The sequence below is a fragment of the Tardiphaga sp. 172_B4_N1_3 genome (assembly GCF_052076035.1).
GTDB classification, from domain to species: Bacteria; Pseudomonadota; Alphaproteobacteria; order Rhizobiales; family Xanthobacteraceae; genus Tardiphaga; species Tardiphaga robiniae.
In genome coordinates, this window is record NZ_CP197238.1 from 6180220 (window position 1) to 6206027 (window position 25808).

Annotated in this window: 23 protein-coding genes; 13 read left to right on the forward strand and 10 right to left on the reverse strand. The window is 62.2% G+C overall.

From position 1 onward, the window contains the following. Positions 1-29: 29 nt before the first annotated feature. Positions 30-425 carry a cytochrome c-550 CycA gene (cycA, locus tag AB7783_RS29135; RefSeq protein WP_089261949.1) on the reverse strand — a complete coding sequence of 132 codons (396 nt, stop codon included), beginning with the start codon at positions 423-425 and terminating at the stop codon, positions 30-32. A gap of 203 nt (positions 426-628) precedes the next feature. Here cycA and AB7783_RS29140 point away from each other — a divergent pair, with 203 nt between their 5' ends. From AB7783_RS29140 to AB7783_RS29165, 6 genes are all read left to right on the forward strand, one after another. Then, positions 629-2122, forward strand: coding sequence for an FAD-linked oxidase C-terminal domain-containing protein (locus tag AB7783_RS29140; protein ID WP_441231653.1), 1494 nt, complete (start codon positions 629-631; stop codon positions 2120-2122). A 12-nt stretch (positions 2123-2134) separates the two neighbouring features. Next, positions 2135-3373 carry an FAD-binding protein gene (locus AB7783_RS29145; RefSeq protein ID WP_441279555.1) on the forward strand — a complete coding sequence of 413 codons (1239 nt, stop codon included), beginning with the start codon at positions 2135-2137 and terminating at the stop codon, positions 3371-3373. A 12-nt stretch (positions 3374-3385) separates the two neighbouring features. Continuing rightward, positions 3386-4699, forward strand: coding sequence for a glycolate oxidase subunit GlcF (gene glcF / locus AB7783_RS29150; protein WP_441279556.1), 1314 nt, complete (start codon positions 3386-3388; stop codon positions 4697-4699). 100 nt (positions 4700-4799) lie between these two features. After that, entirely contained in the window at positions 4800-5408 is a 609-nt protein-coding gene (locus AB7783_RS29155) for a hypothetical protein (protein ID WP_441279557.1), read from the forward strand. Positions 5409-5874: 466 nt separating this feature from the next. After that, positions 5875-6867, forward strand: coding sequence for a TorF family putative porin (locus tag AB7783_RS29160; protein WP_439079504.1), 993 nt, complete (start codon positions 5875-5877; stop codon positions 6865-6867). A 69-nt stretch (positions 6868-6936) separates the two neighbouring features. Then, positions 6937-7449: an HPP family protein gene (locus tag AB7783_RS29165; protein WP_439079505.1), complete on the forward strand. Its 513-nt coding sequence runs from the start codon at positions 6937-6939 to the stop codon at positions 7447-7449. A gap of 16 nt (positions 7450-7465) precedes the next feature. On the opposite strand, the gene AB7783_RS29170 is transcribed toward AB7783_RS29165, so the two are convergent. Next, positions 7466-9211: an ABC transporter ATP-binding protein/permease gene (locus AB7783_RS29170; protein WP_441279558.1), complete on the reverse strand. Its 1746-nt coding sequence runs from the start codon at positions 9209-9211 to the stop codon at positions 7466-7468. A 277-nt stretch (positions 9212-9488) separates the two neighbouring features. Here AB7783_RS29170 and AB7783_RS29175 point away from each other — a divergent pair, with 277 nt between their 5' ends. Continuing rightward, positions 9489-11156, forward strand: a complete 1668-nt coding sequence (locus AB7783_RS29175; RefSeq protein WP_441279559.1) for an L-lactate permease — start codon at positions 9489-9491, stop codon at positions 11154-11156. Between the two features lie 168 nt (positions 11157-11324). Then, positions 11325-11720 carry an META domain-containing protein gene (locus AB7783_RS29180; protein WP_441279778.1) on the forward strand — a complete coding sequence of 132 codons (396 nt, stop codon included), beginning with the start codon at positions 11325-11327 and terminating at the stop codon, positions 11718-11720. 220 nt (positions 11721-11940) lie between these two features. Here the strand turns inward: AB7783_RS29180 and AB7783_RS29185 are convergent, their stop codons facing one another. The 3 genes from AB7783_RS29185 to AB7783_RS29195 all read right to left on the reverse strand — a co-directional run bounded on the left by AB7783_RS29185 (position 11941) and on the right by AB7783_RS29195 (position 15457). Further along, on the reverse strand, positions 11941-13149 hold the full coding sequence (locus AB7783_RS29185) for a hypothetical protein (RefSeq protein WP_441279560.1): 1209 nt from the start codon (positions 13147-13149) through the stop codon (positions 11941-11943). Positions 13150-13349: 200 nt separating this feature from the next. Continuing rightward, the gene (groL, locus tag AB7783_RS29190) at positions 13350-15005 is read right to left on the reverse strand and encodes a chaperonin GroEL (RefSeq protein ID WP_068733597.1); all 1656 of its coding nucleotides are present in this window, start codon (positions 15003-15005) and stop codon (positions 13350-13352) included. Positions 15006-15160: 155 nt separating this feature from the next. Beyond that, positions 15161-15457: a co-chaperone GroES gene (locus tag AB7783_RS29195; protein WP_089261928.1), complete on the reverse strand. Its 297-nt coding sequence runs from the start codon at positions 15455-15457 to the stop codon at positions 15161-15163. A gap of 311 nt (positions 15458-15768) precedes the next feature. On the opposite strand from AB7783_RS29195, the gene AB7783_RS29200 reads away from it, so the two are divergent. Together AB7783_RS29200 and AB7783_RS29205 are read left to right on the forward strand one after the other, a co-directional pair. Continuing rightward, the gene (locus AB7783_RS29200; RefSeq protein ID WP_068733601.1) at positions 15769-16296 is read left to right on the forward strand and encodes a hypothetical protein; all 528 of its coding nucleotides are present in this window, start codon (positions 15769-15771) and stop codon (positions 16294-16296) included. A 62-nt stretch (positions 16297-16358) separates the two neighbouring features. Continuing rightward, a complete protein-coding gene (locus AB7783_RS29205; protein ID WP_441279561.1) occupies positions 16359-17567 on the forward strand; it encodes an MFS transporter in 1209 nt (402 codons plus the stop codon). Positions 17568-17596: 29 nt separating this feature from the next. On the opposite strand, the gene AB7783_RS29210 is transcribed toward AB7783_RS29205, so the two are convergent. Then, positions 17597-18370, reverse strand: coding sequence for a protein phosphatase CheZ (locus tag AB7783_RS29210; protein WP_089261924.1), 774 nt, complete (start codon positions 18368-18370; stop codon positions 17597-17599). A gap of 296 nt (positions 18371-18666) precedes the next feature. Between AB7783_RS29210 and AB7783_RS29215 the strand changes: the two genes are divergently transcribed. Continuing rightward, positions 18667-19458: a L,D-transpeptidase gene (locus tag AB7783_RS29215; RefSeq protein WP_441279562.1), complete on the forward strand. Its 792-nt coding sequence runs from the start codon at positions 18667-18669 to the stop codon at positions 19456-19458. 255 nt (positions 19459-19713) lie between these two features. Here the strand turns inward: AB7783_RS29215 and AB7783_RS29220 are convergent, their stop codons facing one another. Both AB7783_RS29220 and AB7783_RS29225 read right to left on the reverse strand, forming a co-directional pair. Beyond that, the gene (locus tag AB7783_RS29220) at positions 19714-20520 is read right to left on the reverse strand and encodes a DUF2076 domain-containing protein (protein WP_309947161.1); all 807 of its coding nucleotides are present in this window, start codon (positions 20518-20520) and stop codon (positions 19714-19716) included. A 136-nt stretch (positions 20521-20656) separates the two neighbouring features. Beyond that, complete coding sequence (locus AB7783_RS29225; RefSeq protein ID WP_184513707.1) at positions 20657-21562, reverse strand: LysR family transcriptional regulator; 906 nt, start codon at positions 21560-21562, stop codon at positions 20657-20659. 206 nt (positions 21563-21768) lie between these two features. On the opposite strand from AB7783_RS29225, the gene AB7783_RS29230 reads away from it, so the two are divergent. Beyond that, positions 21769-22842, forward strand: coding sequence for a tartrate dehydrogenase (locus AB7783_RS29230; RefSeq protein ID WP_115034037.1), 1074 nt, complete (start codon positions 21769-21771; stop codon positions 22840-22842). 74 nt (positions 22843-22916) lie between these two features. Beyond that, positions 22917-23885: a tripartite tricarboxylate transporter substrate-binding protein gene (locus AB7783_RS29235; RefSeq protein WP_116661113.1), complete on the forward strand. Its 969-nt coding sequence runs from the start codon at positions 22917-22919 to the stop codon at positions 23883-23885. Here the strand turns inward: AB7783_RS29235 and AB7783_RS29240 are convergent. Continuing rightward, positions 23882-24727 (reverse strand): ChbG/HpnK family deacetylase, encoded by an 846-nt coding sequence (locus AB7783_RS29240; RefSeq protein ID WP_441279563.1) that lies wholly within the window; start codon positions 24725-24727, stop codon positions 23882-23884. The two genes, AB7783_RS29235 and AB7783_RS29240, sit on opposite strands and share 4 nt — an antisense overlap. Next, on the reverse strand, positions 24724-25770 hold the full coding sequence (locus AB7783_RS29245; protein ID WP_089261913.1) for a glycosyltransferase family 2 protein: 1047 nt from the start codon (positions 25768-25770) through the stop codon (positions 24724-24726). The genes AB7783_RS29240 and AB7783_RS29245 overlap by 4 nt, the downstream gene beginning before the upstream one ends. Between the last annotated feature and the right edge of the window lie 38 nt (positions 25771-25808).

Genomic DNA, 25808 nt, shown 5'->3' on the forward strand with positions numbered 1-25808 from the left:
AAACGCGTCAAAACAAAAGGCTTCAGCGCTTACGGCTTGATTTTGCCGTCCTTGTCGAACTGCGCGAGGAAGGCCCACAGGTCGTTGACCTCGGATTCCTTCTTGATGCCGGCAAAGGCCATCTTGGTGCCCGGGATCTTGGCCTTCGGGTCCTTGATGTATTCCTTGAACGTCGCTTCATCCCAGGTGATGCCGGAATTCTTGTTGGCGTCCGAATAGGAATAGCCCTCGGCGGTTCCAGATTTGCGGCCGTTCAACCCGTTGAGTTCCGGACCGACCTTGTTCTTGGCGTTGTCGCCGACAGCGTGGCAGGCGAGGCACTTGTTGAAGGAGGATTTCCCGGCGGCGACGTCCTGTGCAAGTGCGAAGGAGGAGGCGGTCGAGGCGGCAAGGACGATCAGGGCGCCGAAAGTGACAGACTTCATGGATGGCTCTTTTTGTTGGTTGGCTTTCCAGCTTAGTTTGTTGCACACGCTCCGAGTAGTCCACAAGTGCGATGGCGGCTGCCGCGCGTTCCGGCACCATGCGACGCGTCATGCTTTGGTAAGCTACCCAAAGCCGCACGGACGTGGTTGATTCATGGCAAAGCAGCCGAGTGATCGCTGCGATCTTCGGGAGTGCGCGTTCAATGACCATCATGATGCCCGCGCCGGATCAGGCTGTCCTCGCAAGGCGCGAGGCCATTGTCGCTGCGCTGCACAAGCTGGTGCCGGGCGAGGGCGTGATCTCCAGCGCTGCGGAAATGCTGCCCTATGAGTCGGATGGGCTGATGGCCTATCGCCAGCCGCCGATGGTCGTCGTGTTGCCCGACACGACTGAGCAAGTCTCCAAAGTTCTGAAATATTGTCACGAGAACGGCATCAAGGTGGTGCCGCGCGGTTCGGGCACGTCGCTGTCCGGTGGCGCGCTGCCGTTGGCCGACGCGGTACTGCTTGGTCTCGGCAAGTTCAAGCGCGTGCGCGAGATCGATTTCGACAACCGCGCCGTCGTCGTCGAGCCCGGCGTCACCAATCTCGCCATCAGCCAGGCGGTGGCGCATGCGGGCTTCTACTACGCGCCGGATCCGTCGTCCCAGATCGCCTGTTCGATCGGCGGCAATGTCGCGGAGAATTCCGGCGGCGTGCACAGCCTCAAATACGGCATGACCACCAATAATCTGCTCGGCTGCGAGATCGTGTTGATGTCGGGCGAAGTCATTCGCGTTGGCGGCAAGACCGCGGAGACATCGGGTTACGACCTGATGGGGATCATTACCGGCTCCGAAGGTCTGCTGGGTGTCATCACCGAAATCACCGTGCGTATCCTGCAGAAGCCGGAAACGGCGCGTGCGCTGATGATCGGCTTCGCCGAGGTCGAGCAGGCCGGCCAGTGCGTTGCCGATGTCATCAGCGCCGGCATCATTCCCGGCGGCATGGAGATGATGGACAAGCCGGCGATCCATGCCGCGGAAGCGTTTGTGCACGCAGGCTATCCGCTGGACGTCGAAGCCTTGCTCATCATCGAGCTCGACGGCCCAGGCGTCGAAGTCGACGAACTCATCAAGCGCGTCGAGAAGATCGCGCTCGGCTGCGGTTCGACCACCTGCCAGATATCGACCTCCGAACAGGAACGCTTGCTGTTTTGGTCCGGCCGCAAGGCGGCCTTCCCCGCGGTGGGCCGCATCTCGCCGGACTATCTCTGCATGGACGGCACCATTCCGCGTGCGGCCTTGCCGCTGGTGCTGCGCCGCATGAAGGAGATGTCAGCCAAATACGGTCTTGGCGTCGCAAACGTGTTTCACGCCGGCGATGGCAATCTGCATCCGTTGATCCTGTACGATGCGAACAAGCCCGGCGAGTTGCAGCTAGCTGAAGACTTCGGCGCAGATATTCTGAGGCTGTGCGTCGAGGTCGGCGGCGTGCTGACCGGCGAGCACGGCGTCGGCATCGAGAAGCGCGACCTGATGCCGGAGATGTTCAGCGAGGTCGATCTCAATCAGCAGCAGCGTATCAAATGCGCTTTCGACTCGCAGGGTCTGCTCAATCCCGGCAAGGTGTTTCCGACACTGCATCGCTGCGCCGAACTTGGCCGCGTACATGTGCATGGCGGCAAGCTGGCGTTTCCCGATCTGCCGCGATTTTAGTTGGACGCATCCGTGGATATTTTGAAAGTCAGAGACGCTCAGGACGTCGAGCAGGCGGTGCGCGCGGCAATTGCAAGCGAGCAGCCGCTGGAGATCATCGGTCATGGCAGCAAGCGCATGGTCGGCCAGCCCATTGCGACCAATGCGGTGCTCGACGTGTCGGCGCTGAATGCGGTGACGTCCTATGAGCCGAACGAATTGATCCTCACAGTGCAGGCCGGCGCGCCGATGGCCGACGTGCTGTCGCTGATCGATTCCAAGAATCAGCAGTTTTCGTTCGAGCCGATGAACACGTCACAGCTCCTGGGCACGCCGGATATCGGCACCATCGGCGGCATGATCTCGGCCGGGCTCGCCGGGCCACGGCGCATTCAGGCCGGCGGTGCGCGCGATCATTTGCTCGGCGTGCATGCGGTTTCCGGCTTCGGCGACAGCTACAAGGCCGGCGGCCGGGTGGTGAAGAATGTCACCGGCTACGATGTCTGCAAGCTGCTCGCCGGCGCGTGGGGCACGCTGTCCGTGATGACGGAGGTGACGCTCAAGGTGATGCCGCGTGCGGAGAGCGAGCGCACCCTGGTGCTGCGCGGGCTCGATGATATCGCAGCCAACAAGGCGATGACCGCAGCGCTGGGGTCGCCCTTCGATGTCTCAGGTGCCGCGCATCTGCCGGGCTCGGCGTTACGCACCACGCAGGGGGCGCTTGGCGAGATCGCGTCGCCCGACCAGTCGGCGACGCTGATCCGCCTTGAAGGCATCACCGCGTCTGCGTCGCAGCGTGCGGTGTCACTGAGCACGACGCTGAAGTCATTCGGCGTGGCCGAGATACTTGAAGACACTGCATCCGCGGTGCTGTGGGCGGCTGTCCGTGACGTGACGCCATTCGCAGCCAGCGGTCCGCGCGCGATGTGGCCGGTATGGCGCATCGTGACGCCGCCGGCATCCGGCGGTGCACTTGGCCAAGCCATCGCCAAGGGCTCGCAAGGCGAGGTGATCTATGACTGGGGCGGCGGGTTAATCTGGGCGGCACTACCGCCATCGGCCGATGCGCAGGCAGCGCAGCTCCGCAAGCTGGTCAATGCAGCCGGTGGCCATGCGACGCTGATCCGCGCGCCGGAAGATGTGCGCCGTGCCGTTGATGTGTTTCATCCGCAGCCCAAAGGCATCGCGGCGCTCGGCGAGCGTGTGCGTCACAGTTTCGATCCGAAGACCATTCTCAATCGCGGCCGGATGTCGCGTGGCCTTGGTACTTGAAAGACTTGCGACATGAAAACCGAATTCACTCCGACCCAACTGGCCGATCCGGATATTGCCGAGGCCGACAAGATCCTGCGCAAATGCGTGCATTGCGGATTCTGCACGGCGACCTGTCCGACCTATGTGCTGCTCGGCGACGAACTCGATAGTCCGCGCGGCCGCATCTACCTGATCAAGGAGATGCTGGAAAAGGACCAGAGGCCGACTCAGGAGGTGGTCAAGCATATCGACCGCTGCCTGTCGTGTCTGGCCTGCATGACGACCTGCCCGTCCGGCGTGAACTACATGCATCTGGTCGATCAGGCGCGGGTCAAGATCGAGAAGGACTACACCCGGCCGCTCTCCGAGCGATTGCTGCGTGACGTGCTGGCCTGGGTACTGCCACGCCCCGGTCTGTTTCGCCTGAGCATGACAATGGCCCGGCTGGCGCGGCCGCTGGCGGCGCTGCTGCCTTCGACCAGCAAGCAATCCAACCCGAACCTGCTTAGCCGCGTGAAGGCGATGCTGACGATGGCGCCGAAGCAGTTACCCGCCGCCGGTCCGTCTGGTGGCAGCGTTTTTCCCGCGATCGGCGCTCGCCGTGGCCGGGTCGCACTCCTGCAGGGCTGCGCCCAGCAGGTGCTGGCGCCGCGGATCAACCAGGCCGCCATCAGCCTTTTGACCCGCCATGGCGTTGAGGTCGTGCTGGTCCGGGACGAACAGTGCTGCGGTGCGCTGACCCATCATCTCGGCCGCGACGGAGATGCGCTGGCGCGGGCCAGGGCCAATATCGGCGTCTGGCTCGGGGAGGCAGACCGGGGCGGTCTCGACGCCATCCTGGTCACGGCGTCCGGCTGTGGAACCGTCATCAAGGACTATGGCTACATGCTGCGCGAGGACCCTGAGTTCGCCGCGCCGGCCGCCAAGGTCTCTGCGCTGGCGAAGGATATCAGCGAGTATGTCAGCGCCATGGATCTGCCGAAGCCTGACAAACAAAGCGACCTCGTCGTCGCCTATCACTCGGCGTGTTCGCTGCAGCATGGGCAGAAAATCACACAGGCTCCCAAAGAATTGCTTTCCAAGAATGGATTCGTGGTGAAAGATATCCCAGAGAGCCATTTGTGTTGCGGTTCGGCGGGGACGTACAACATTCTCCAGCCTGATATTGCGAGCCGGTTGCGCGATCGAAAGGTCGCCAACATCGCGATGGTCAAGCCGGATATCATCGCTGCCGGCAACATCGGCTGCATGGTTCAGATCGCCGGAGGGACGTCAGTCCCGGTCGTACATACGATTGAGCTACTCGATTGGGCGACAGGCGGTCCCAGGCCAGGATTGAACTGATCTAATTGTGACAACGGCCCCGCGTTAAACTGGCCCCGCGCTGGCGCGGAAGACTTGAAACGCCGGTCCCTTTTGGATCGGCGCCAACAGGAGGACCACGATGGCTAAAGGCAAGAAGTCGAAGAAGGACAAGAAAAAGCAGAAGAAGCTTTTGACGGCGGCAAAACCCGCGAAGAAGTCCTCCAAGAAGTCAGTCAAGAAATCCGCGAAGAAGGCTGTGAAAAAAGCGACCAAGAAGGCTGCGAAGAAATCAGCCAAGAAGACGGTGAAGAAGGCGGCCAAGAAAGCCACCAAGAAGACCGTCAAGAAAGCCGCGAAGAAGTCTGCCAAGAAGGCGCCGAAGAAAGCTCCCGCCAAAAAGACGGTGAAGAAGGCCGCGCCGAAAAAGGCCGCCAAGAAAGCGTCACCGAAAAAAGCTGCGCCGAAGAAGGCAGCCAAGAAGGCGGTGAAGGTTCCTTCCGCGCTCCTGACCAGCACGGCGCCTGCGCCGGCCGTGGTCGAGGCGTCGGTGCCGGTTGCAATGCCGCCGAAGCCGCCGCGCAAGCCGCGTGCTCCCAAGCCCAAGCCGGTCGCACCGGCAATCGCTGAGACACCGAGCTGGGCGACGCCGGAGCCTGATCCGTCACCGGTCGAAGGGCATTCTTCAGGCGAGACGACGGCAATCGAATCTCCTGGCGATACGTCGCCCGATCACGACGAAACCAGATAGTCGAACCGGATTAAGTCCGCGTTCCTGACTCGCCAATAAACTTCGGAAAACCGCAGCGCTCGCCGCTGCGGTTTTTGCTTGGTCAGGCTCTGTCGCGCATGCGTATTTCAACCGATGCCCGGGTGTCCTGAATTTGCAGGCGATTCGAGTGATCGTCGGCCCGGAGGCCCTGACGGGCAGCTGTTAACCGCTCCACGGACGGCAATCCACAATTCCCAGTCAGTGGTAATTCCCCGTGGTGGTATTTTCGGGCTGGAATCCCTCCAAAAACGTTGTGCTTTTGCAACACCGCGCCACAACCTCTCACGGAAACGTCAGAACGCCTATTTAGGCGGCACTTGCTCGTTTTTTTTCCTTCACCACTGCGACTTTGCGCCTCAAAGTTGCGTTCAGTCGATGAATTTCGCGGTCTCGCCGTCTTTCGGACACGGAACTGCCTCTGGTTTCAAAAGTGATGGGGAATGTCATGAAGAAAATTGTTGTCGCCTCTGCTGCGGTGCTCGCCATGGGGATGAGCTCGGCTTCCGCAGCCGATCTGGGCGCGAAGATGTACAAGAAGGCGCCGCCGATCGTGGCTGCCTACGATCCTTGGGACATCGCGTTCGGCAGCGCGATCATGAGCAACTACGTGTTCCGTGGTATCACCCAGTCCAACGGCCAGAAGGGCTCAGTCGCAGCTTACTTCGAGCCGCGCTACAACATCACCAAGGACGTCCAGATCTACGCTGGTGTCGCCGGTGAGAGCATCTCGTTCACCAACCGCGCTTCCATGGAGCTCGACGGCTACTTCGGTATCCGCCCGACCTGGGGCGCAGCCGCGTTCGACTTCGGCTTCTGGTACTACGGTTATCCGGGTGGCCAGTGCATCGACTCCGTCGTTGGCGGCGGCGGCGTGTGCCCGGTCGGCTCGAACGTTGCTGGTCCTGCCTTCAACGTCATGAAGAAGAACGTCAGCTTCTACGAGGGTTACGCGAAGGTTAACTACACCTTCAACGACTACTTCTCGCTCGGCGGTAACGCTTTCTACTCGCCGAACTTCCTGAACACCGGCGCTGATGGCACCTACGCTTCGATCACCGGTAAGGTGATCGCGCCGTCGACCTGGTTCGGTTCGACCGGCATCGGCTCCTACGTCTCGGGTGAGTTCGGTCGTCAGTGGCTGGGCACCTCGGATGCCTTCTACGGTACCGCTCAGTTCCCGAATGGCATCAAGTACGCCGACTACAACACCTGGAACATTGGCATCGGCTTCACCTACAAGGTCTTCACGCTGGACCTGCGCTACTCGGACACCAACCTGTCTAAGGGTGATTGCAACGCCTTCACCTCGGACTTCACTGCTTCGGGCACCAACAACGTCACCGCGATCAACCCGTCGGGCGCTGGCTCGAGCTGGTGCGGCGCCACCGGCATCGTCAAGCTGTCGGCTGACCTGACCGCGATGACCAACCTGAAGTAAGAACTTCGACTGAGATCGAAGGGGCGGCAGAGCAATCTGCCGCCCCTTTTCTTTTGGGATAGAGCTTCCATGAATCGGGACTGGTTGCGGCGCGCAGCGAACACGATCCGTCGCAACAATCATCGCAATGCGCTGGCCGGCGCCGTTGCCGGGCTGGGGGCGGGGATTGCCATCGGTGTGATGGAGTTCTTCTCGGCCGTTGCGCATTATCCGCTGGTCATCATCCCCTTTGCGACCTCGATCGTCCTCGTGATCGGCTCACCCGAAGCCGAGCCGGCGCAGCCGCGCGCGTTGGTCGGCGGACACATCGTCGCGACGCTGGTAGGGCTCGCGGTGCTCAAGCTGACCGGCCCCCATGCCTGGGCCGCCGCCATGGCAGTCGGCCTCGCCGTGCTGGCGATGTATGTGACCGGCACATTCCACCCGCCTGCCGGGATCAACCCGTTGCTGGTGGTGTCTCACGCACTACCGTGGACGTTCCTGCTGGCGCCGGTGCTGGTCGGCGCGCTGCTGCTCGCGAGCTTCACGTTTGTCTGGCATCGCTATGCGGCAGGCCGCGACTGGCCGCGGCACTGGCTTTAGCGGGGCGTGTCACGCCTCAGGCGGTTTCCGTCCTGACCTTTGCATCTCCCAGCGCGAAGTGATCGCCGGACCGCGTTAGCGACACCTTGCGCTGATGCAAGTCATCGAGCGTGTTGCGGTGGCCGATCGACACGATGGTCGTGCCAGGCAGCTTGTCTTCGAGCAGCCGATAAAGTGCTTCTTCCGAGGGCTCGTCGAGCGATGCGGTCGCCTCGTCAAGGAAGAGGTATTGCGGCTTTTGCAGCAGCGCGCGGGCGACGCCGAGGCGCTGCTGTTCACCGAGCGACAGCATGCGATTCCAGTGGCCATCTTCATCAAGCCGGGTCGCCAGCGCAGGCAGACCCACGGCCCTGACGGCATCGGCGACCTCCTGTTGGCTGAACGCGTCGGTCCCGGCAGGATAAGCCACCGCATCCTGCAATGTACCGACCGGGAAGTACGGCCGCTGCGGCAGCATCATGATCGCCGCATCCGCGGGGATCGAGATCTTGCCTTTGCCGAATGGCCAGATGCCGGCGATGGCGCGAAACAGCGTGGATTTTCCGGAGCCCGATGGGCCCGTAAACAGCGTGCGTTCCCCGCGGCGGAAGCTGAAGCCCGGCGTCTGCACCATGGGAGCGCCATTGGGGAGGGTGAGCGTCAGATCGCTCAGCGCGATGTCACTGGTGCGGGTCTCGGTGGCGTGAACGATATCGGCCTTGGTCGTCAGCGCCTGTACGTTGGCAATGGCTGTCTCGAAGCCATCAAGGCGCATCACGCCGGACTGCCATTCCGCCAGTGTGCGATAGGCGGTGACGAAGAATGAAAGCGCACCCTGCACGGTGCCGAACGCATCCGCAGTCTGCATCACGGCGCCGAGCTGGACCTTCTCCGCAAAATAGGCCGGCGCGACCAGAACATAGGGCAGGATGATCGCGATCTGCTGATAGCTGACCGTGAAGGATGTCAGCTTCTTGGTGCGGCGCATGATGTCGATCCAGTTGCCGACGACGAGCTGGAAGCGGGTCGAGAGTCGCTGGCGCTCAATCGGTTCGCCGCGCAGCAGAGCGATCTGCTCGGCATTTTCGCGCGCACGCACCAGATTGAAGCGGAAGTCCGCTTCATAGCGCTGCTGCTGGAAGTTCAGTGCCATCAATGGGGCGCCGATATAGTGGGTCAGCGCGGTGCCGATCACGGCGTAAACAAGCGCGCCCCAGACGAGATAGCCGGGGATCGGGATATCCCGACCGAACACATGCAGCGGCGCCGCGTCGGACAGGCCCCACAGGATGATCACGAAGGAGAACAGTGTGACGACCGAACTCAACAGGCCGATGCCGATGTCGAGCGTCTTCTCCACGAACAGCTTCACGTCTTCGGCAATGCGCTGATCCGGGTTGTCGGCAGCGTCGCCCTGCAGCTGCATGCGATAGTGGTTGGCGTCGGCGAGCCAGTTGCCGAGATAGCGCTCGGTCATCCAGCGCCGCCAGCGGATCTGGAGCCACTGGTTGAGGTAGAGCTGATAGACCTTGAGTGCGATGTTGATCGCGGCAAGCACGCTGAAGTAAGCGAGCTGATAGGTGAAGACGTCGAGGTTTCTGTCCTGCAGTGCGTTGTAGAAGGTGTTGTTCCAGCGATTGAACAAAACGCTGAGACCGACCACCGCCAGCTCGATGGCGATCACCGCCGTGAGGAGTCCGAGTCCCGCCCATTTGTCCTCGGAACGAAAATAAGGAACCGCGATCCGCCAGACGGTCGCGAGCGTAGAGCGGATGTTATTCACAGGTCGTCTCCGGGAGGAGGGCCCTAAGCCCTTAGGATCAAAAATGAATTCCAGCGTTTAGACTAAAGTAGCTGGTTTGATGGCCTGCGGCACCTTGTCGCGAAACTGTGATTCACCCTAGCATGACGAAAAGCGAGGCATGGGGGCCTCGCATTCGCGTAGCCTATGGGCGCTATCGGCTTTGACCGATCGTGGATGCCCTCGCAAGTGAACAATCAGCAATTTGCCGATCGATAACGATCGAGCCGCTGCAATAATATAAAGGGGGAAAACGGCCATGTGGAATCAGGTCTACAATCCATTCAATAGCTCGACGATCTCGACGCTTGTGGCCGCGATACCGGTGGTCGTCCTGCTGGTGCTGATCGCCACCAACAAGGTCAAGGCGCATATCGCAGCGATCATTGCGCTGGTGCTCGCCAATCTTGTGGCGATCTACGCATTCACGATGCCCGCCAATATGTCGCTTCGCGCATCGGCGCTCGGCGTCGTCACCGGCTTCTTCCCGATTGGCTGGATCGTCCTCAACGTCATCTTCATGTATCGCCTCACGGTGGATAGCGGCCGCTTCGAGGTACTGCAACGCGCCATCGGCGGCGTCACTAATGACCGCCGCCTGCAGATCCTGCTGATCGCGTTTTCGTTCGGCGCATTCTTCGAGGGCGCGTCGGGCTTCGGTACGCCGGTGGCCGTCACCGGCGCCGTGCTGATCGGCCTCGGTTTCTCGCCGCTGGCAGCATCGGGCCTGTCGCTGATCGCGAACACCGCGCCCGTCGCTTATGGCGCGCTCGGCACGCCAATCCAGGGCCTCGCCACCGTCACCGGCTTCGACCCCTTCATTCTGGGCGCGATGGTCGGTCGACAGTTGCCGATCTTCTCCATGATCGTCCCGTTCTGGGTGGTCTGGGCCTTTGCCGGCTGGAAGGGCATGAAGGAAGTCTGGCCTGCCATCCTCGTTACCGCACTCTCCTTCGCGATCCCGCAATTCGTAATCTCGAACTTCATCAATCCGTGGATCGTCGACATCGGCGCCTCGCTGATCTCGATGGGCGCGTTGATCCTGTTCCTGAAGGTCTGGCAGCCCAAGACGATCTGGACCTCGGCCGCGCTGCGCCAGCACGACGATTCCGCGTCCACCGTGCCGCCGGTGAAATCGATGAGCACGGAGAAGCTGACCTCGGCTCAGGTCTGGAGCGCGCTGACGCCATGGATCATCCTCTGCGTCATCCTGCTGGTCTGGGGCACCAACTGGTTCAAGGGGATCGTCAACCCGATCTTCTCCTGGAATTTTCCAGTGCCTGAACTGCACAACATGATCAACAAGGTGCCGCCGGTGGCCGCCAAGCCGACGCCGGAAGGCGCGGTGTTCGCGTTCACCTACGTCTCCTATACCGGCAGCGGCATGTTGCTGGCTGCGATCATCTCCGGCTTCATCATGGGCTTTTCGCCTGCGAAGATGATTGTGGAATATGGCCGCACCATCAAGATCTGTGCCTACTCGCTGATCACCATCTCGGCGATGCTGGCCATCGGCACGCTCACGCGTCTGTCGGGTGTCGACGCGACGCTCGGTCTGGCCTTCGCTGCCACCGGCGTGCTGTACCCGTTCTTCGGCACACTGCTTGGCTGGCTCGGCGTGGCGCTCACCGGTTCGGATACCGCATCGAACGTGCTGTTTGGCAACCTGCAGAGGATCACGTCCGAACAGCTCGGTCTGTCGCCGATCCTTATGAGCGCGGCGAACTCGTCCGGCGGCGTGATGGGCAAGATGATCGACGCGCAATCAATCGTTGTGGCCTCCACCGCAACCAACTGGTTCGGGCATGAGGGCACCATCCTGCGCTTCGTGTTCTGGCACTCGATCGTGCTGGCCTGCATGGTCGGCCTGTTCGTGATGCTACAGGCCTATGTCTATCCGTTCACGTTGATGGTCCTGGCGCCGTAGGGTGCACGCAACGAACCAATGACGAATCCCCGCGGCTGCAAGGCCGCGGGGATTTTTCGTTGTCGCGCCATATTGTTTCCCGACGGTTCTGGTCAACCGTCGCGGCCGCGCGTAGAACCGCGGCCATTGTCGCCATCCACGATCACGCCGAGAATTCTTATGACTGCCATGACCACTTTGCTGCGGGCCGCTCTTGCCGGTGCGGCGTTTCTGATTGTTGTCCCTGCGCATGCCGCCGAAGAGTTTCCATTCGGCATGGAAATGACTCTGGATGCACAGCGTCAGCCCGGCTCGAAGCGGATTCCCAATCTGGAAATCGGCGAGGCCGGCGAGGCGCGGGTGGAGTTGTGGTGCAAGGGCGGCAAGGGGCAGTTCTCGGTCGCCGGCAACACCGTCGTCTTCGTCGCCGGCGCGATGGAGAACCGCAGTTGCTCGGACGCGCAGGCCGCGATGGACGATCAGTTGATCGCCGATCTCGGCGCGGCCACCAACTGGCAGCGGCGCGGTGATGCAGTGACGTTCGTCGGGCCGAAGTCGCTGCGGTTTCGGCTGAATACGAATTGATAGCTTAAGCTGCGAAGGCGCTCCACTTCCCCTCTCCCCCGCGGAGCGCAGCTCCGCCAGGCGGGAGAGGGTGGATCGAACCGCAAAGCGGTTCGAGACGGGAGAGGGGCGCCACGAACTCCGGCCCTCTCCCGCCTTCGCTGCGCTCAGGCACCCTCTCCCGCGGCGCGCAGCTTTGCTGCGCTGGGGGAGAGGGGAAGAAAGAGCGTAGTCTTACGTGCTACTTCCAGTTCGAATTATCTGCATCCCAACGCTGTGCCTTGAACTCCGCCGCGACAGCTGCAACCGCGCCGTTGTCATCGCGCGGATCGCTCTCTTCATCGGCCGTCGGCGAATCCGCGAGAGCCAGCTTCGCGCCCGAGTTCTCATCCGCGGTTGTTACTGACGGTGTGCTGACCCACAGGATCAGCTTATCCGTCGTGCCGGGCTTGTCGGGAGCGATGATCGCGCTGACCTCGACGGTCTCCGTCAATTCGAGCGCGGGCAGAACCTGACTCGGGCGCTTGAAGGTCAGCTTCAGCTTTCCGGTCTCGTCGTCCCATGACGCGGCGGCAGGTTTGCCCGACATGGTTCTGGCGAGCACATTCGCCAGCGTGGTCGCAACCTTGTCGCGATTGATCTTGTCGCCATCGCGCCAGTCGGCGACTGCAAAGCGCACGGTACGATCCATGTCGATAGCGCCCGTGGTCCAGCCGACATTAACGACGCCGGGATAGGTCTTGGTTTTGGCGACGAAAGCCGCAGCGCGTTCCGGATCGATGGCGAGGCTGATGACCTGCTCGCCGGCGCGGAGCGCATCGCACGACACGGTCAGACTGTTCAACGCGACTTCGACATTCTGCCCGCGCAGCGTGCGGACGAAATCGAGCGCAGCTTCGAGCTTGATCTTGACCGCGATCGCTTCGGGCGAGACTTCGGTGAAATCCTTCGGCGCAGGCGCGATATTGTCGTCGGTGGACTGATTGTCCTGGAATTCCTTTTCGCTCTGATCGGAATTGTCCGAAGACGTCACATTGTTGTTGGTCTGACCGACCGAGATCTGTCCCTTGAATTCGAACGTGTCGCCGGTCGGCCGGCGGTTCAGTTTGATGGTCACCGGCAGCTTGTCGACCTGGGTCTGCGTTGCGCCGGTCAGCGTCGACCCGCTGACCGTGAGATTGGCGACGAAGCGATCCTTGCGGTCGCTGCCCTTCTCGGCGGGATAGCAGACATCAAGCGTCGCGGCCGTGACGGCCTTGCCCTGCCGCGTCTCCCGGAGGATCACGTCGGCATTGCCGTTCATGACGCCGTCGATCGAGGTGAAATAGCGCGTCTCGGGGCCTGCCGGCTGGCTCTTCGGCGCGGCTTTCACCTGCGCGAAGGCGTGGTGGACGGTCCCAACCGAGGCGGTGACCGTAAGGCCGAGCAGACAAAGATGAAGCGCGCGCATTTCAAAAGTCCCTGGACGTTATCGACGTGTCTCCGGGCGGATTTATCTGATTCCGCCCATGCGAGATTAATCACCGGATTGAATCAGAACCGCGACCAAGGCGAAAGGCCATAAGTCGCGGGCGCATTGTATCAGGGCAAAAAAGAAGGCCGCCCGGAGGCGGCCTTCGATCACAATGCAGTTGAGCGTGAAAGCAGGGCTTAGAAGCCCATGCCTCCCATTCCGCCCATGCCACCCATACCGCCGCCACCGCCCGGCATCGCCGGTGCAGCTTCCTTCGGCAGTTCGGCGACCATGGCTTCGGTGGTCACCAGCAGGCCGGCAACCGAGGCGGCGTCCTGCAGTGCAGTACGCACCACCTTGGCCGGATCGATGATGCCCTTGGCGACCATGTCGACATAGGTTTCGGTCTGCGCGTCGAAGCCGAAGGTCTCGGACTTCTCGTCCAGGATCTTGCCGACCACGATCGAACCTTCAACGCCGGCGTTTTCGGCGATCTGGCGGATCGGAGCTTCCAGCGCCTTCAGCACGATGTTGATACCGGCCTGCACATCGGCGTTCTCGTTGGTGAGACGGCCGACGGCCTTCTTGGCACGCAGCAGCGCAGTGCCGCCACCGGGGACGATGCCTTCCTGAACGGCCGCGCGGGTCGCGTTCAGCGCGTCATCCACGCGATCCTTCTTTTCCTTTACTTCGACTTCGGTCGCGCCACCGACGCGGATGACCGCGACGCCGCCAGCCAGCTTGGCCAGACGCTCCTGCAGCTTCTCACGGTCGTAGTCCGAGGTGGTTTCCTCGATCTGTGCCTTGATCTGGTTGACGCGGGCTTCGATCGCCGGCTTCTTGCCAGCGCCGTTGACGACGGTGGTGTTTTCCTTGTCGATCACGACCTTCTTGGCGCGGCCGAGCATGGCGAGCGTGACGCTTTCCAGCTTCATGCCGAGATCTTCCGAGACGAGCTGACCGCCGGTCAGGATCGCAAGGTCTTCCAGCATCGCCTTGCGGCGATCGCCGAAGCCCGGTGCCTTGACGGCAGCAACCTTGAGGCCACCGCGCAGGCGGTTGACGACGAGGGTGGCGAGGGCTTCGCCTTCGACGTCTTCAGCGATGATCAGCAGCGGCTTGCCCGACTGCACCACGGCTTCGAGCACCGGCAGCATGGCCTGCAGGCTGGAGATCTTCTTCTCGACGAGCAGGACGTACACGTCCTCGAGCTCGGCGGTCATCTTCTCGGCATTGGTGACGAAGTAGGGCGACAGGTAGCCGCGATCGAACTTCATGCCCTCGACGATGTCGACTTCGGTCTCGAGCGACTTGTTCTCTTCAACCGTGATGACGCCTTCGTTGCCGACCTTCTGCATCGCCTGGGCGATCATCTTGCCGATGGCGGCGTCGCCGTTGGCGGAGATGGTACCGACCTGAGCGACTTCAGCCGAAGACGCAACCGGCTTGGCGCGCTTGGTGATGTCCTTGATGACGGCGGCGACGGCGATATCGATGCCGCGCTTGAGGTCCATCGGGTTCATGCCGGCGGCAACCGACTTGGCGCCTTCACGGACGATGGCCTGGGCCAGCACGGTGGCGGTGGTGGTACCGTCGCCTGCGGTGTCGTTGGTCTTCGAGGCAACTTCGCGCAGCATCTGCGCGCCCATGTTCTCGAACTTGTCCTCGAGCTCGATCTCCTTGGCGACGGTGACGCCGTCCTTGGTGATGCGCGGAGCGCCGAACGACTTCTCGATCACGACATTGCGGCCCTTCGGACCGAGCGTGACCTTGACGGCGTTGGCGAGAATGTCGACGCCGCGCAGCATGCGATCGCGCGCGTCTCCAGAGAATTTAACGTCTTTGGCTGCCATGTGATGGTGCTCCAAGTGATGGGAATTTGAAATTAAAACGCTGTCATGGCCGGGCTTGACCCGGCCATCCACGCCTTGCCGAGCTTGCGGCCTAGACGTGGATCACCGGGACAAGCCCGGTGACGACGGCGTGTGGGGAGGCTGAAGCGAGTCGCTTAGGCGATCACGCCCATGATGTCCGACTCCTTCATGATGAGGAGTTCTTCGCCATCGAGTTTGATCTCGGTGCCCGACCACTTGCCGAACAGAACCTTGTCGCCGACCTTGATGTCGATCGGGATCAGCTTGCCGGCTTCGTCGCGGCCACCGGGGCCGACGCCGACGACTTCGCCTTCAGACGGCTTTTCCTTGGCGCTGTCCGGGATGATGATGCCGCCCTTGGTCTTCTCGTCGGCGACGATGCGCTTGACGACGACGCGGTCGTGCAGCGGGCGGAATTTGGTCTTGGCCATGGGAGTGTCCCTTTAGGGTTTGCGATTTCGTTGCCATCTCGGAGGCGGGCGGGAATCCAGCCGGAACGCTCAAGGCGGCCGGCTCATTCCCTTAGCAATCGCGCTCCGGGAGTGCTAATTGAGCGTCCGGGAAATATGGCCAGACGCTTTTTGAGTCAAGCGAGGCCTTAAGGCCTTGGTGAGGCCAATATAGGATGATCTGGAAACCATAATGGAGAGTCGGCGTAATTCTGCCGACCTCATTGCGCCGTCAGGTGTTTTGCGCTTGGCTGCCGGGACGGGCAGCCGGGGAATTTGCTCTAGGGGATAATATGATCAGGTCACGCTACGCCCGCACGGTTGCCCATCTGGCGATCGTTTCAACTTTGGCGCTGTCATTGGGCGGGTGCGGCACGTCTGGTGGATTGGGCGGGTTCAGCTTTGGGAACTCGCAGCCGACACCGCCGCCGGAGCCCCCGCCGGCGCCGGAACTGCCAGCCTCGATCCGCTCGGAAGAACTCGTCGGCCGCTGGGGCCTGGCGTCCTACATGAATCCCAACGATCGCGTTCGCACCGAGAATGCCGCGCGCGGCCAGTGCAAGCAGCCCTATATCATCGGCCAGGGCGCCACCGGCGGGGTCATCATGCATCTTGCCGACGAGGCGACGCCGCAGGAACTGCGCCTCAAGGGCTCGCCGAGCGGCAAGAACTATATCGGCCCGCCCGGTCCCGCCGGTGGTGAGAAGGATCGCGAGATCGTCTCCTTCGACGGTCGGATTCTCGTCACACGCTTCATCGACAAGGACGCTGCGGTTCGCTACGGCAACATGGTCTATGTCCGTTGCGCACCCAAGGCCTGACCTGACAAGGCCTGACCTGAGGCGTAGGGCGGGTCCCGCCACTCCCTTGAAGACGTGAGCCCATGCACCGATTGCGCGACCTTGTTTTCGGACCGGGCCGTGCGGTCCTTGTGCTGGCATTCACCCAGATCCTGACCTGGGGCATCCTGATCTATCCACCGGTGCTGACCATGCCACATGTCACGGCGGCACATGGCTGGTCGCTGGCCTTCGGCATGGCGGGCTTTTCGCTGGGGCTGATTGTATCGGGACTGCTGTCGCCGGTGGTTGGTGGATTGATCGACCGCCACGGCGGCAATGTCGTCATGGCATCGGGCGCGTTGGCCGGCGCCTTGGGTCTCGCTCTATTTTCAGTCGCCGATCATCCCGCGACCTATCTGGCCTGCTGGCTGTTGCTCGGCGCTGCAATGTCGGCGTCGCTCTACGATCCCGCCTTCGCCACGCTGACGCGCATCTTCGGTGCCTCGGCGCGGCGGCAGATCACCTTCGTGACCTTTGCAGGCGGCTTCGCCTCGACGGTCGGCTGGCCGGCGACCCATCTTCTGCTTGAGGCTGTCGGCTGGCGCGGGACCTATCTGACCTTCGCAGCGATCTTCGCCTTTGTCGTTGCGCCGCTTCATGCTTTTGCATTGCCGCGTCATGTCGCCGTTGCGCCTCTGCCCGTGGTGGACGCCGTTGTCGTCCCCCAGCAGGCAACCCTGCGCCCGGAAGGCTGGCCGTTCATCCTGCTGGCGGCGGCGTTCTCGCTTTACAGCTTCATTCTGTCGGGCGTGACCTCGAACCTGCTGGCGCTGCTGGAGCGCGGCGGGCTCAGTGCTGCAACGGCGGTGACCATCGGTGCGATGTTCGGACCGGCGCAGGTGGCATCGCGGCTGGCGGACTTCATGCTGGCGGGGCGCACCCATCCGCTGTGGATCGCGCGCGGGGCGGTGGTGCTTGTAGTATCGGCCTTCGCAATGCTGGCCTTTGCGGGGATTTCGTTTCCGCTGGCGGCCTTGTTCGCTATCGGCTTCGGAGCGGCCAATGGCGTCATGACCATCGCGCGCGGTGCGCTGCCGCTTCTGATGTTCGGCCCGGCGGGGTATGGCCGTGTGATCGGCCGTATCGCGCGGCCGGCTTTGTTCGTGCAGGCCTTCGCGCCATTCGTGGTGGCGTCCGCAGTCGAGACACTGTCCGACCGCATGGTGCTGCTGCTTGGGACCGTGTTGGCGCTGGCGGTGCTGCTCTGTTTCGTGATGATAAAAACGCCGGGCATTGCTGCCCGGCGTTAAGCGATCTCTAACTGTGGTCGAAAATTATCTTAGCCGAACAGCGCGTCGATATCGTCCTGCGAAGCATGGCCGACGTCGCCGTCCAGTTTCGGACCATTCAGCAGCTTGTCGTCTTCGCTACGGTCGTCGACCTTGGCCGGCGCATGCGCCTTGATCTCGTCGACACCGCCCCAGATGTCCATCATCGCAGTAATGCGGTTTTCGATGAACTTCATCGTGGTCATCACCTTGCTGATGCGCTGGCCGGTGAGGTCCTGGAAGTTACAGGCTTCGAAGATCGCGACGACGTTATCGCCGATCTCTTCTAGCATCTGCTTCTGCTGATCGGGTGAGGTCACCTTGCCGAGCGCTGTCGATGCATTATCGATGGCTTCGGCTGCGGCGAGAATCTGCTGCGTGGCTTCTTCGGTGCCGCCGACGACGGCGCCGAGTTCACCGTTGACCTTCGCCATTTCGTCGCCTTCGAAGCTCTTGCCGTGAAGAACTGCGATTTCCATCTTGGTACGGGTAATGGCGTCGTGGATCAGATCGAGTTCGATCTTCAGCTTTTCGCACTGCTCGATCTGAGCGCGATAGGTGGCCAGCAGCGCCTGCGCTTCCGCAACCTGCTGATCGGCGGCGGCGCCGACCTGATCTGTCACGGCGTTGCGGGCCGGCGCTCCCATCTGCGCGCGGATCGCGCGGAGCTCAGCCATGATTTCGCGATGCATGGGCATCGGCTCGCTGCTGCCCACCACTTCATTGGGCATAGGCGCGGTACCGAAAACTTCTTCAATGCGAAATCGCTTGCGACGAACAGACATCAGGTCCCCCAACGTTCAATCAATCCCCCATTCGTATACCCACGAGTTTAACGTGAAGTTCACGCGGGAACATCGCACCGATAGCCGATAATCGCTGCGCAAACTGTTAGTTAACCATGGGGCTTTCGCGTTCATCCAAAATAAACGCTACCAAATAGAACTGCGCAGTTTGACGACGTGGTGAATCCAAACGGCGATTGTGTTTACTAAACCGAGGCGATTTTAACCTTAAGTCGGAGTGTGCAAAGCGCTTCTCAGGTGAGAACGCGCACGACGAAACAGTGCAGAGTACGTCGATGTTCAGAAAGTTCTCTCTCACGCTTCTTGCCAGCGCATCTTTCATCGCCGCTGGATCGCATCAGACGCTTGCGGTGGAAGCCGCGGCGCAATTCGCCGAGCCTCCGGTGGTGTATGCGCAGCAGCCGCAGCGCCCCATGCAGCGCACGGCCTATGCCGAACGCTCGCGCATGGGCGGCGGCTTCATCGAGTTTCTGTTCAGCGACGGTCCGGCGCAGCAGGGCCAGCGTTATCAGCAACAGCCGGACTACTCTTACGAGCAGCGGCGTTCGCTGCTGCCGCCGATGGATCCGCAACAGCGCGTCTATCAGCAGGAAGAGACGGCAGATGCCGCACGCCCCGCGCTCGATCCCAAGTATCAGCCGCAGATGGTCGAGTATCAGGGCAGCGAAAGCGCCGGCACCATCGTCGTCGATACGCCGAACAAGTTCCTGTTCCTGGTACAGGGTGGCGGCAAGGCGATGCGCTATGGCATCGGCGTCGGCCGGCCGGGCTTCACCTGGTCCGGCGTAAAGACGATCACGGCGAAGAAGGAATGGCCGTCGTGGACGCCGCCAAAGGAAATGCTGGCGCGCCGTCCTGATCTGCCGCGTTACATGGAAGGCGGTCCGGAAAATCCGCTCGGCGCACGCGCGATGTATCTCGGTTCGACCCTGTACCGTATTCACGGCTCCAACGAGCCATGGACGATCGGCACCAACGTTTCCTCAGGCTGCATCCGCATGCGCAACGAGGACGTCATCGATCTCTATGGCCGCGTCGGCGTCGGCGCCCGGGTCGTCGTGATCTGATCTTACTTAACCTCTCCCCGCTGTGCGGGGAGAGGTCGGCGCGCAGCGCCGGGTGAGGGGCGGGGCATGCGCTCTCATCACGAAGGGACTGTCGATCCCACCGTTACGCGGCCGGCCATCTTTTGCTGCTAAAATCCGATCCGATAGTTGAGCGACCGAGGCTCATATCGCGCGATGCCCCTCACCCGTCCGGCTTCGCCGGCCGACCTCTCCCCGTAAAAAACGGGGAGAGGTTAAGGCTGCGTCGCCCGACAATTATGCCAAATCGCTGTCGTCGGAATCCATGTCCATGGCGTCATAATCGCCGTCGTCCTGGTCTTGATCCTGGTCCTGATCGGCATCGGCCTGCGCCTGATCGAACGATCCGGCGCGGGAGCCGCTGGACGAACCGATATCATTGACGCCGGCCTGATTGCCGAGGTTGCCGCCGGACGAATCCGAACCGGAGCTCCACGGGCTCTTGCTCTCGCTGGCATTGGCGGCGTCACCGAAACCTTGCTGATGGCTGCCGCCCATCATCGAACGGATGCTGCCGAGCAATAACGAGCCGCCGACCACGCCGGCTGCTGCCGCAGCCGCTGTACCCAGGAACGAACCGCCACCACCGGCTTGCGGTTGTTGCTGGCCGAACTGGCCCGGTCCCGGACCCTGGCCGTATCCGCCTTGACCATAGCCACCCTGTGGCTGGGGCTGGCCGATGACCTGCCCGGTGTTCCAGGCGGGACGGCTCGGCTCGGGCGGGCGAACGCTCGGCACGGAGCCGCGCGGCTGGTTCGGGTTCTGACCCTGACCGAACAGGGCGTCCCGCATCGAGTCGAGGAAACCGCCCTGAGCGGCCTGTTCCGGGGCGCCGTTGCCTTCCAGTTGCTGGATGCGCTCATGGGCGCGCTTCAGCGCTTCGTCCTGCAGCAATACGGTCTGCACCAGCGCATACAGCGCATTGGGTGCGCGGCGCTGGCCCTGCGCAATGGCGTCGAGTGCGTCCGGATCGCGTGGCGCGCCTTCGACCTTGCTGAGCCGGTCAAAGAGATCGTCAACCAGTTGGCGTTCTTGCGGTGTCATGGCGTCCTCTGTCTTCAAAGCGCGCTTGCTTTGCGCGCTGGAGATGTAGTGACGCTTTGTGTCGCAATAAGTGCCGCCTGGATTAAATTTAGTTATGCGACAAAACGACCGGCAAGCCTTGTCGTGCTTCCTCTTGTCATGCTTCCAGCGCGTAGCGCGCCAGATTGGCCTTCAGCATGTCGAGAATCTGATCCCGTGCCGGATCGCGGGTCCCTCTGACCCACGCCGCGGCGAGCGGAAGCCTGTTCATTGCCGCCATGCCTAGCGGCATATAGCGAACGCCGCGTGCGGGCATGCGAGATGTCCAGCGCGGCACGATCGCCAGCCCGATTTCGGCGGCGACGAGATTGACGATGGTCTGCTTCTCGTCGGCGATCTGAACGACATTCGCCTGTAGCCCGGATTCCGCAAACAGCTTCATCGTCAGGTCGTGACTGTGCGGCCGCGACCGTCGCTCCGGCACGATTAGCGGCTCGTCGGCGATATCGGCGATCGTCAGATGCGTGCGCGACGCCAGCGGATGGCGCTCGGAGACGGCCACGACGGCTGTCTCGTGAAACAGAAACATGAATTCCAGCCGCTTGTCGGCACTCTCGGGCGGTCGGACGAAAGCGAGATCGAGCCGGCCCGACAGCAGGCGCGGCAGCAACCGGATCGTCTTGTCCTCATCCAGCTTGATGGCAAGGTCAGGGGCGCGTTCGCGAAGATCGTGAAGCAGCGCCGGCAGAAGCCCGGCGGCGGCGCTGTCGATTGCGCCGACCCGGATCGTGGCTGCACGGGCACGCACGCGTGCGCGGAAGGACGACGCGATCTGATCCGCGCGGGCGAGCAGGTCGCGCGCCTGTTTCAGAAACTCGACGCCGTCATCGGTGAGGGCGACGCTGCGCGTCGTGCGCGTCAGCAGGCGTGTGCCGAGATCGTCCTCAAGGAGGCGGATGTAGCGGCCGAGTGCCGACGGCATCATCTCGAGCCGCTGCGCCGCGCGGCCGAAATGTAGTTCGTCCGCCGCCGTCACGAAACAGCGCAACTGGTGCAGATCCATCGGCGGTCCCTCCTCGTCATGCCCGGCCTTGTGCCGGGTATCCACGTCTTGGCCACACCGAAGAAAGGCGTGGACGGCCGGGATAGACCCGGCCATGACGAGTACAGACCATTATATCATTTATTTATATAAAAAACCTAGATTGAGCCGAGAGCGGCTCGCCTGCAGGGTGGGGAGAGCCAGTTCAACCCAGCAGAGATCTCACCATGCGCGAATATTCCATCGCGGCCATTCCGGCCGACGGGATCGGCCCCGAAGTTATCGCCGCCGGCACCCGTGTGCTCGAAGCCCTGCAGAAGCGGGTCGGCGACGTGACTTTCAATGTCGAGACCTTCGACTGGGGCTCAGCCTATTACCGCAAGCACGGCGTCATGATGCCGGCAGACGGCCTGCCGAAACTGAAGAAATTCGACGCCATCTATTTCGGCGCCGTCGGCGCGCCTGATGTCCCCGACCACATCACGCTGTGGGGCCTGCGGCTGCCGATCTGCCAGGGCTTCGATCAATACGCCAATGTACGCCCGACCAAGATCCTGCCCGGCATCACCTCGCCACTGCGCGGTGTCGAAACCGGCGATCTCGACTGGGTGATCGTGCGCGAGAATTCCGAAGGCGAATATGCCGGCTGCGGCGGCCGCGTGCATCGCGGGCTGCCGGAGGAAGTCGGTACCGAAGTCTCGGTGTTCACCCGGGTCGGCGTGGTCAGGATCATGCGCTACGCGTTCAAGCTCGCGCAGTCACGTCCGCGCAAGCTGCTCACCGTGGTCACCAAGTCGAACGCGCAGCGCCACGGCATGGTGATGTGGGACGAGATCGCTGACGAAGTGTCGAAGGACTTCCCTGACGTCACCTGGGACAAGATGCTGGTCGACGCCATGACCGTGCGTATGACGCTGAAGCCGCAGAGCCTCGACACCATCGTCGCCACCAATCTTCACGCCGACATTCTCTCCGACCTCGCCGGCGCACTGGCCGGCAGCCTCGGTGTCGCGCCGACAGCGAATATCGATCCGGAGCGCCGCTTTCCGTCGATGTTTGAACCGATCCACGGTTCGGCCTTCGACATCACCGGCAAGGGCATCGCCAATCCTGTCGCCAGCTTCTGGACTGCGGCACAGATGCTCGATCATCTTGGCGAACCGGATGCCTCGGCGCGGTTGATGCGTGCGGTGGAGAAGGTCTGCGAAGCGGGCATCATCACGCCGGATGTCGGCGGCAAGGCCACAACGAAAGAAGTGACCGACGCTGTGGTGGACGCGATCCATAGTTCGAACGTCTGACGCGATTTCCGAACGCCCCGGTCTCACCGGGGCGTTCGCTTTCAATAATCAAAACAATATTCAGGGAGGATCTCATGAAAGCCACAGCTACACTTGCGTTTGCGATTACGCTGGCAAGCTCCGCTGCCTTCGCGCAGGGCTATCCCAACAGGCCGATCACCATGCTGGTGCCGTTCGCGGCCGGTGGCGCCACCGACACCGTTGCACGCGTCACCGCTGCGACAATGTCGAAGATCCTCGGCCAGACTATCATCATCGAAAACGCCACAGGCGCCGGCGGCACCATCGCCGCCGCACGCGCGGCCCGCGCCGAGCCGGACGGCTACACGATCCTGATCCATCACATCGGAATTTCTACGGCTGCGACGCTGTATCGCAAACTGCCTTACGACACCAAGACCGCCTTCGCGCCGATCGGCCTCGTCACCAATGCGCCGATGACCATCATCTCCAGGCCGAACCTGCCGCCGAACACGCTCGCCGAGCTGATCACCTATATCAAGGCCAACGGCGACAAGATGACCTTCGGCAATGCCGGCCTCGGCGCGGCCTCGCAGCTCTGCGGCCTGATGTTCATGAATGCCATCGACAAGCAGATCCTGTCGGTGCCCTACAAGGGCAACGGCCCCGTCATGAACGACCTGATCGCCGGCCAAATCGATCTCACTTGTGATCAGACCACCAACACCACCGGCCCGATCGCAGCCAAGCTGGTGAAGAGCTACGCCATCACCACCAAGACGCGCCTGTCGTCGATGCCGGATCTGCCCACTGCGGACGAAGCTGGATTGAAGGGTTTCGAGGCTGGCGCCTGGCACGGCATCTATGCGCCAAAGGGAACGCCTGACGATATCGTGCAGAAACTGGCGAAGGTGCTGCAGGATTCGTTGCGCGATCCCGAACTGATCAAGCGCTTCAACGACATCAACACCGATCCGGTGCCACAGGATCAGGCGACGCCGCAGGCATTGAAGAAGCAGCTCGACAGCGAGGTCGATCGCTGGGCGCCGATCATCAAGGCGAGCGGACAGTTCGCGGACTAGCGTGCGAGCGTGACGTTATTTGCCACCAGCAACTGCGCGAAGGCATCGCTTGCCAGATATTGATATTCGCGCTCGCGCTGGTCGGTGAACGGATCGAGGTCGATCAGGATCTCGTCGACATGGCCGGGATGGCACATCACCAGTCCGCCATCCGGAAGGTCGTTGAGGAAACCTGCCATGAGCGTGCCGAAGTCGGCGTGCTTGGTGAAATCATAGGCGCCGGCGAAGCCCGGATTGAACGTCACGCCGGCGCGCGTCGCACGTCGGCGGAACGTGGCGCTGAGCGTGTCGAGCAACAGCGCCTTCGGATTATCGAGGCGTTGGCCCAACGGTAGCACGCGGCCGGATTGGCGGACCCAGGCCTTCGGCGCATTTTTCTTCACTGCGGCGAGGAGCGCATCGCGCACCTGCGGGAACGTCTGCACATGCTGGTGTCCGTCGATATAGTCGGGGGCGCGCCCGAACAGGGCCACAAACTTCGCGATCTGCGTCGTCAGCTCGGTCTCGATCGCCTCGCGATCGAGTTTTCGCAACAGGCTGAAACGCAGCATCCTGCCGAGCGGCAGAAACAGTTCATCGAGCAGCGGGCGGTAATGCATCGTCAGTGGATGAAACGGGGCGGTCAGCGTCGCGTGGAGTCCGATCTCGCAATTCGGATTCTTGGCGACGGCGTCCTGCAACGCACTCACGTCATCGCGCGAAATAGCAGGTCCGACCACCATCACGGATGTGGCGTTGAGGCGTCCAAGCGCAATGAGTTCGCGGATGCCCTGATTGACGCCGGGGCTGATGCCGTAATCGTCGGCGCAGAGTGTGATGCGGCGCAGGGATGCGCCGGTCATTCGGCAGCGGTCCGGTCGGTGGTTTGCGTCACACTATCGGGGGTGTTGCGCTTCACGCTGTGTTCGGCGACGAAATAGATCGGCCGCGCCTTCAGTTCGGACAGGATCTTGCCGATATATTCGCCGAGCACGCCGATCATGATCAGCTGCACGCCGCCGAGGGTCATCAGGCCGACGACCAGCGATGGATAGCCCGGTACCGACTTGCCGGAGACCCATGTCTCCCACAGGATCGACAGACCGAACAGGAACGCGCCGAAGGCGAGCAGCAGACCGAGCAGGCTGGCGAAACGCAGCGGAGCCACCGAGAACGAGGTCAGGCCCTCGATCGACAGGCCGATCAACTGCTTCGGATTGAACGATGTCACGCCGTGCTCGCGTGCCGCCGGTTCGTAGTCGACGCGGAGCTGGCGGAAGCCGATCCAGGTCGCCAGTCCTTTGAAGAACCGGTTGCGCTCCGGCAACTGGCGCAACGCCGCAGCCGCACGCGGTGACAGCAGACGGAAGTCGCCGGCATCTTCCGGGATCTTCTGCCGCGCGCCCCAGTTGATCAGCGCATAGAAGCCGCGCACGGCCTGGCGGCGCAGGAAGGACTCGTTGTCGCGATGCGCCTTGGCCGTATAGACGACGTCATAACCTTCGACGATCCAGTGCCGCACCAGCTGTTCGACCAGTGACGGCGGATGCTGGCCGTCGCCATCCATGAACAGCACCGCGCCCTTGGTGACATGGTCGAGCCCCGCCATCAGCGCGGCTTCCTTGCCGAAATTGCGCGACAGCGACACGACCTGAACGTCGAGCGACGTGGCTTGCAGGCTGCGCGCAACCGCCAGCGTGCCATCGGCGCTGCCGTCATCGATATAGACGACTTCGCAGGCGAGGCCGTGGCGTTCTTTCAGTGTCGTCGCAAGCGTAGCCAGCCGCTCATGAAACAGAGCAAGGCCGGGCGCCTCGTTGTAAACAGGCACAACGATCGACAGGCCTTGTGCCGCGGCGGTCGCGGCATCGGTCGACAGGCTCGATACGTCGCTGCCCAGCATCATCGATCAGATTCCGATATCCAAAATATGCTCATGAATCA

What these genes read in the sequence shown, in the direction of transcription:
- AB7783_RS29180 (WP_441279778.1), top strand. Translation starts at nt 11,325, where the DNA reads ATGACCACTTTGCTGCGGGCCGCTCTTGCCGGTGCGGCGTTTCTGATT.
- AB7783_RS29140 (WP_441231653.1), top strand. Translation starts at nt 629, where the DNA reads ATGACCATCATGATGCCCGCGCCGGATCAGGCTGTCCTCGCAAGGCGC.
- AB7783_RS29155 (WP_441279557.1), top strand. Translation starts at nt 4,800, where the DNA reads ATGGCTAAAGGCAAGAAGTCGAAGAAGGACAAGAAAAAGCAGAAGAAG.
- AB7783_RS29165 (WP_439079505.1), top strand. Translation starts at nt 6,937, where the DNA reads ATGAATCGGGACTGGTTGCGGCGCGCAGCGAACACGATCCGTCGCAAC.
- AB7783_RS29175 (WP_441279559.1), top strand. Translation starts at nt 9,489, where the DNA reads ATGTGGAATCAGGTCTACAATCCATTCAATAGCTCGACGATCTCGACG.
- AB7783_RS29215 (WP_441279562.1), top strand. Translation starts at nt 18,667, where the DNA reads ATGTTCAGAAAGTTCTCTCTCACGCTTCTTGCCAGCGCATCTTTCATC.
- AB7783_RS29195 (WP_089261928.1), bottom strand. Translation starts at nt 15,457, where the DNA reads ATGGCCAAGACCAAATTCCGCCCGCTGCACGACCGCGTCGTCGTCAAG.
- glcF (WP_441279556.1), top strand. Translation starts at nt 3,386, where the DNA reads ATGAAAACCGAATTCACTCCGACCCAACTGGCCGATCCGGATATTGCC.
- AB7783_RS29245 (WP_089261913.1), bottom strand. Translation starts at nt 25,770, where the DNA reads ATGATGCTGGGCAGCGACGTATCGAGCCTGTCGACCGATGCCGCGACC.
- AB7783_RS29210 (WP_089261924.1), bottom strand. Translation starts at nt 18,370, where the DNA reads ATGTCTGTTCGTCGCAAGCGATTTCGCATTGAAGAAGTTTTCGGTACC.
- AB7783_RS29230 (WP_115034037.1), top strand. Translation starts at nt 21,769, where the DNA reads ATGCGCGAATATTCCATCGCGGCCATTCCGGCCGACGGGATCGGCCCC.
- AB7783_RS29200 (WP_068733601.1), top strand. Translation starts at nt 15,769, where the DNA reads ATGATCAGGTCACGCTACGCCCGCACGGTTGCCCATCTGGCGATCGTT.
- AB7783_RS29235 (WP_116661113.1), top strand. Translation starts at nt 22,917, where the DNA reads ATGAAAGCCACAGCTACACTTGCGTTTGCGATTACGCTGGCAAGCTCC.
- AB7783_RS29225 (WP_184513707.1), bottom strand. Translation starts at nt 21,562, where the DNA reads ATGGATCTGCACCAGTTGCGCTGTTTCGTGACGGCGGCGGACGAACTA.
- AB7783_RS29160 (WP_439079504.1), top strand. Translation starts at nt 5,875, where the DNA reads ATGAAGAAAATTGTTGTCGCCTCTGCTGCGGTGCTCGCCATGGGGATG.
- cycA (WP_089261949.1), bottom strand. Translation starts at nt 425, where the DNA reads ATGAAGTCTGTCACTTTCGGCGCCCTGATCGTCCTTGCCGCCTCGACC.
- AB7783_RS29205 (WP_441279561.1), top strand. Translation starts at nt 16,359, where the DNA reads ATGCACCGATTGCGCGACCTTGTTTTCGGACCGGGCCGTGCGGTCCTT.
- AB7783_RS29220 (WP_309947161.1), bottom strand. Translation starts at nt 20,520, where the DNA reads ATGACACCGCAAGAACGCCAACTGGTTGACGATCTCTTTGACCGGCTC.
- groL (WP_068733597.1), bottom strand. Translation starts at nt 15,005, where the DNA reads ATGGCAGCCAAAGACGTTAAATTCTCTGGAGACGCGCGCGATCGCATG.
- AB7783_RS29240 (WP_441279563.1), bottom strand. Translation starts at nt 24,727, where the DNA reads ATGACCGGCGCATCCCTGCGCCGCATCACACTCTGCGCCGACGATTAC.
- AB7783_RS29185 (WP_441279560.1), bottom strand. Translation starts at nt 13,149, where the DNA reads ATGCGCGCGCTTCATCTTTGTCTGCTCGGCCTTACGGTCACCGCCTCG.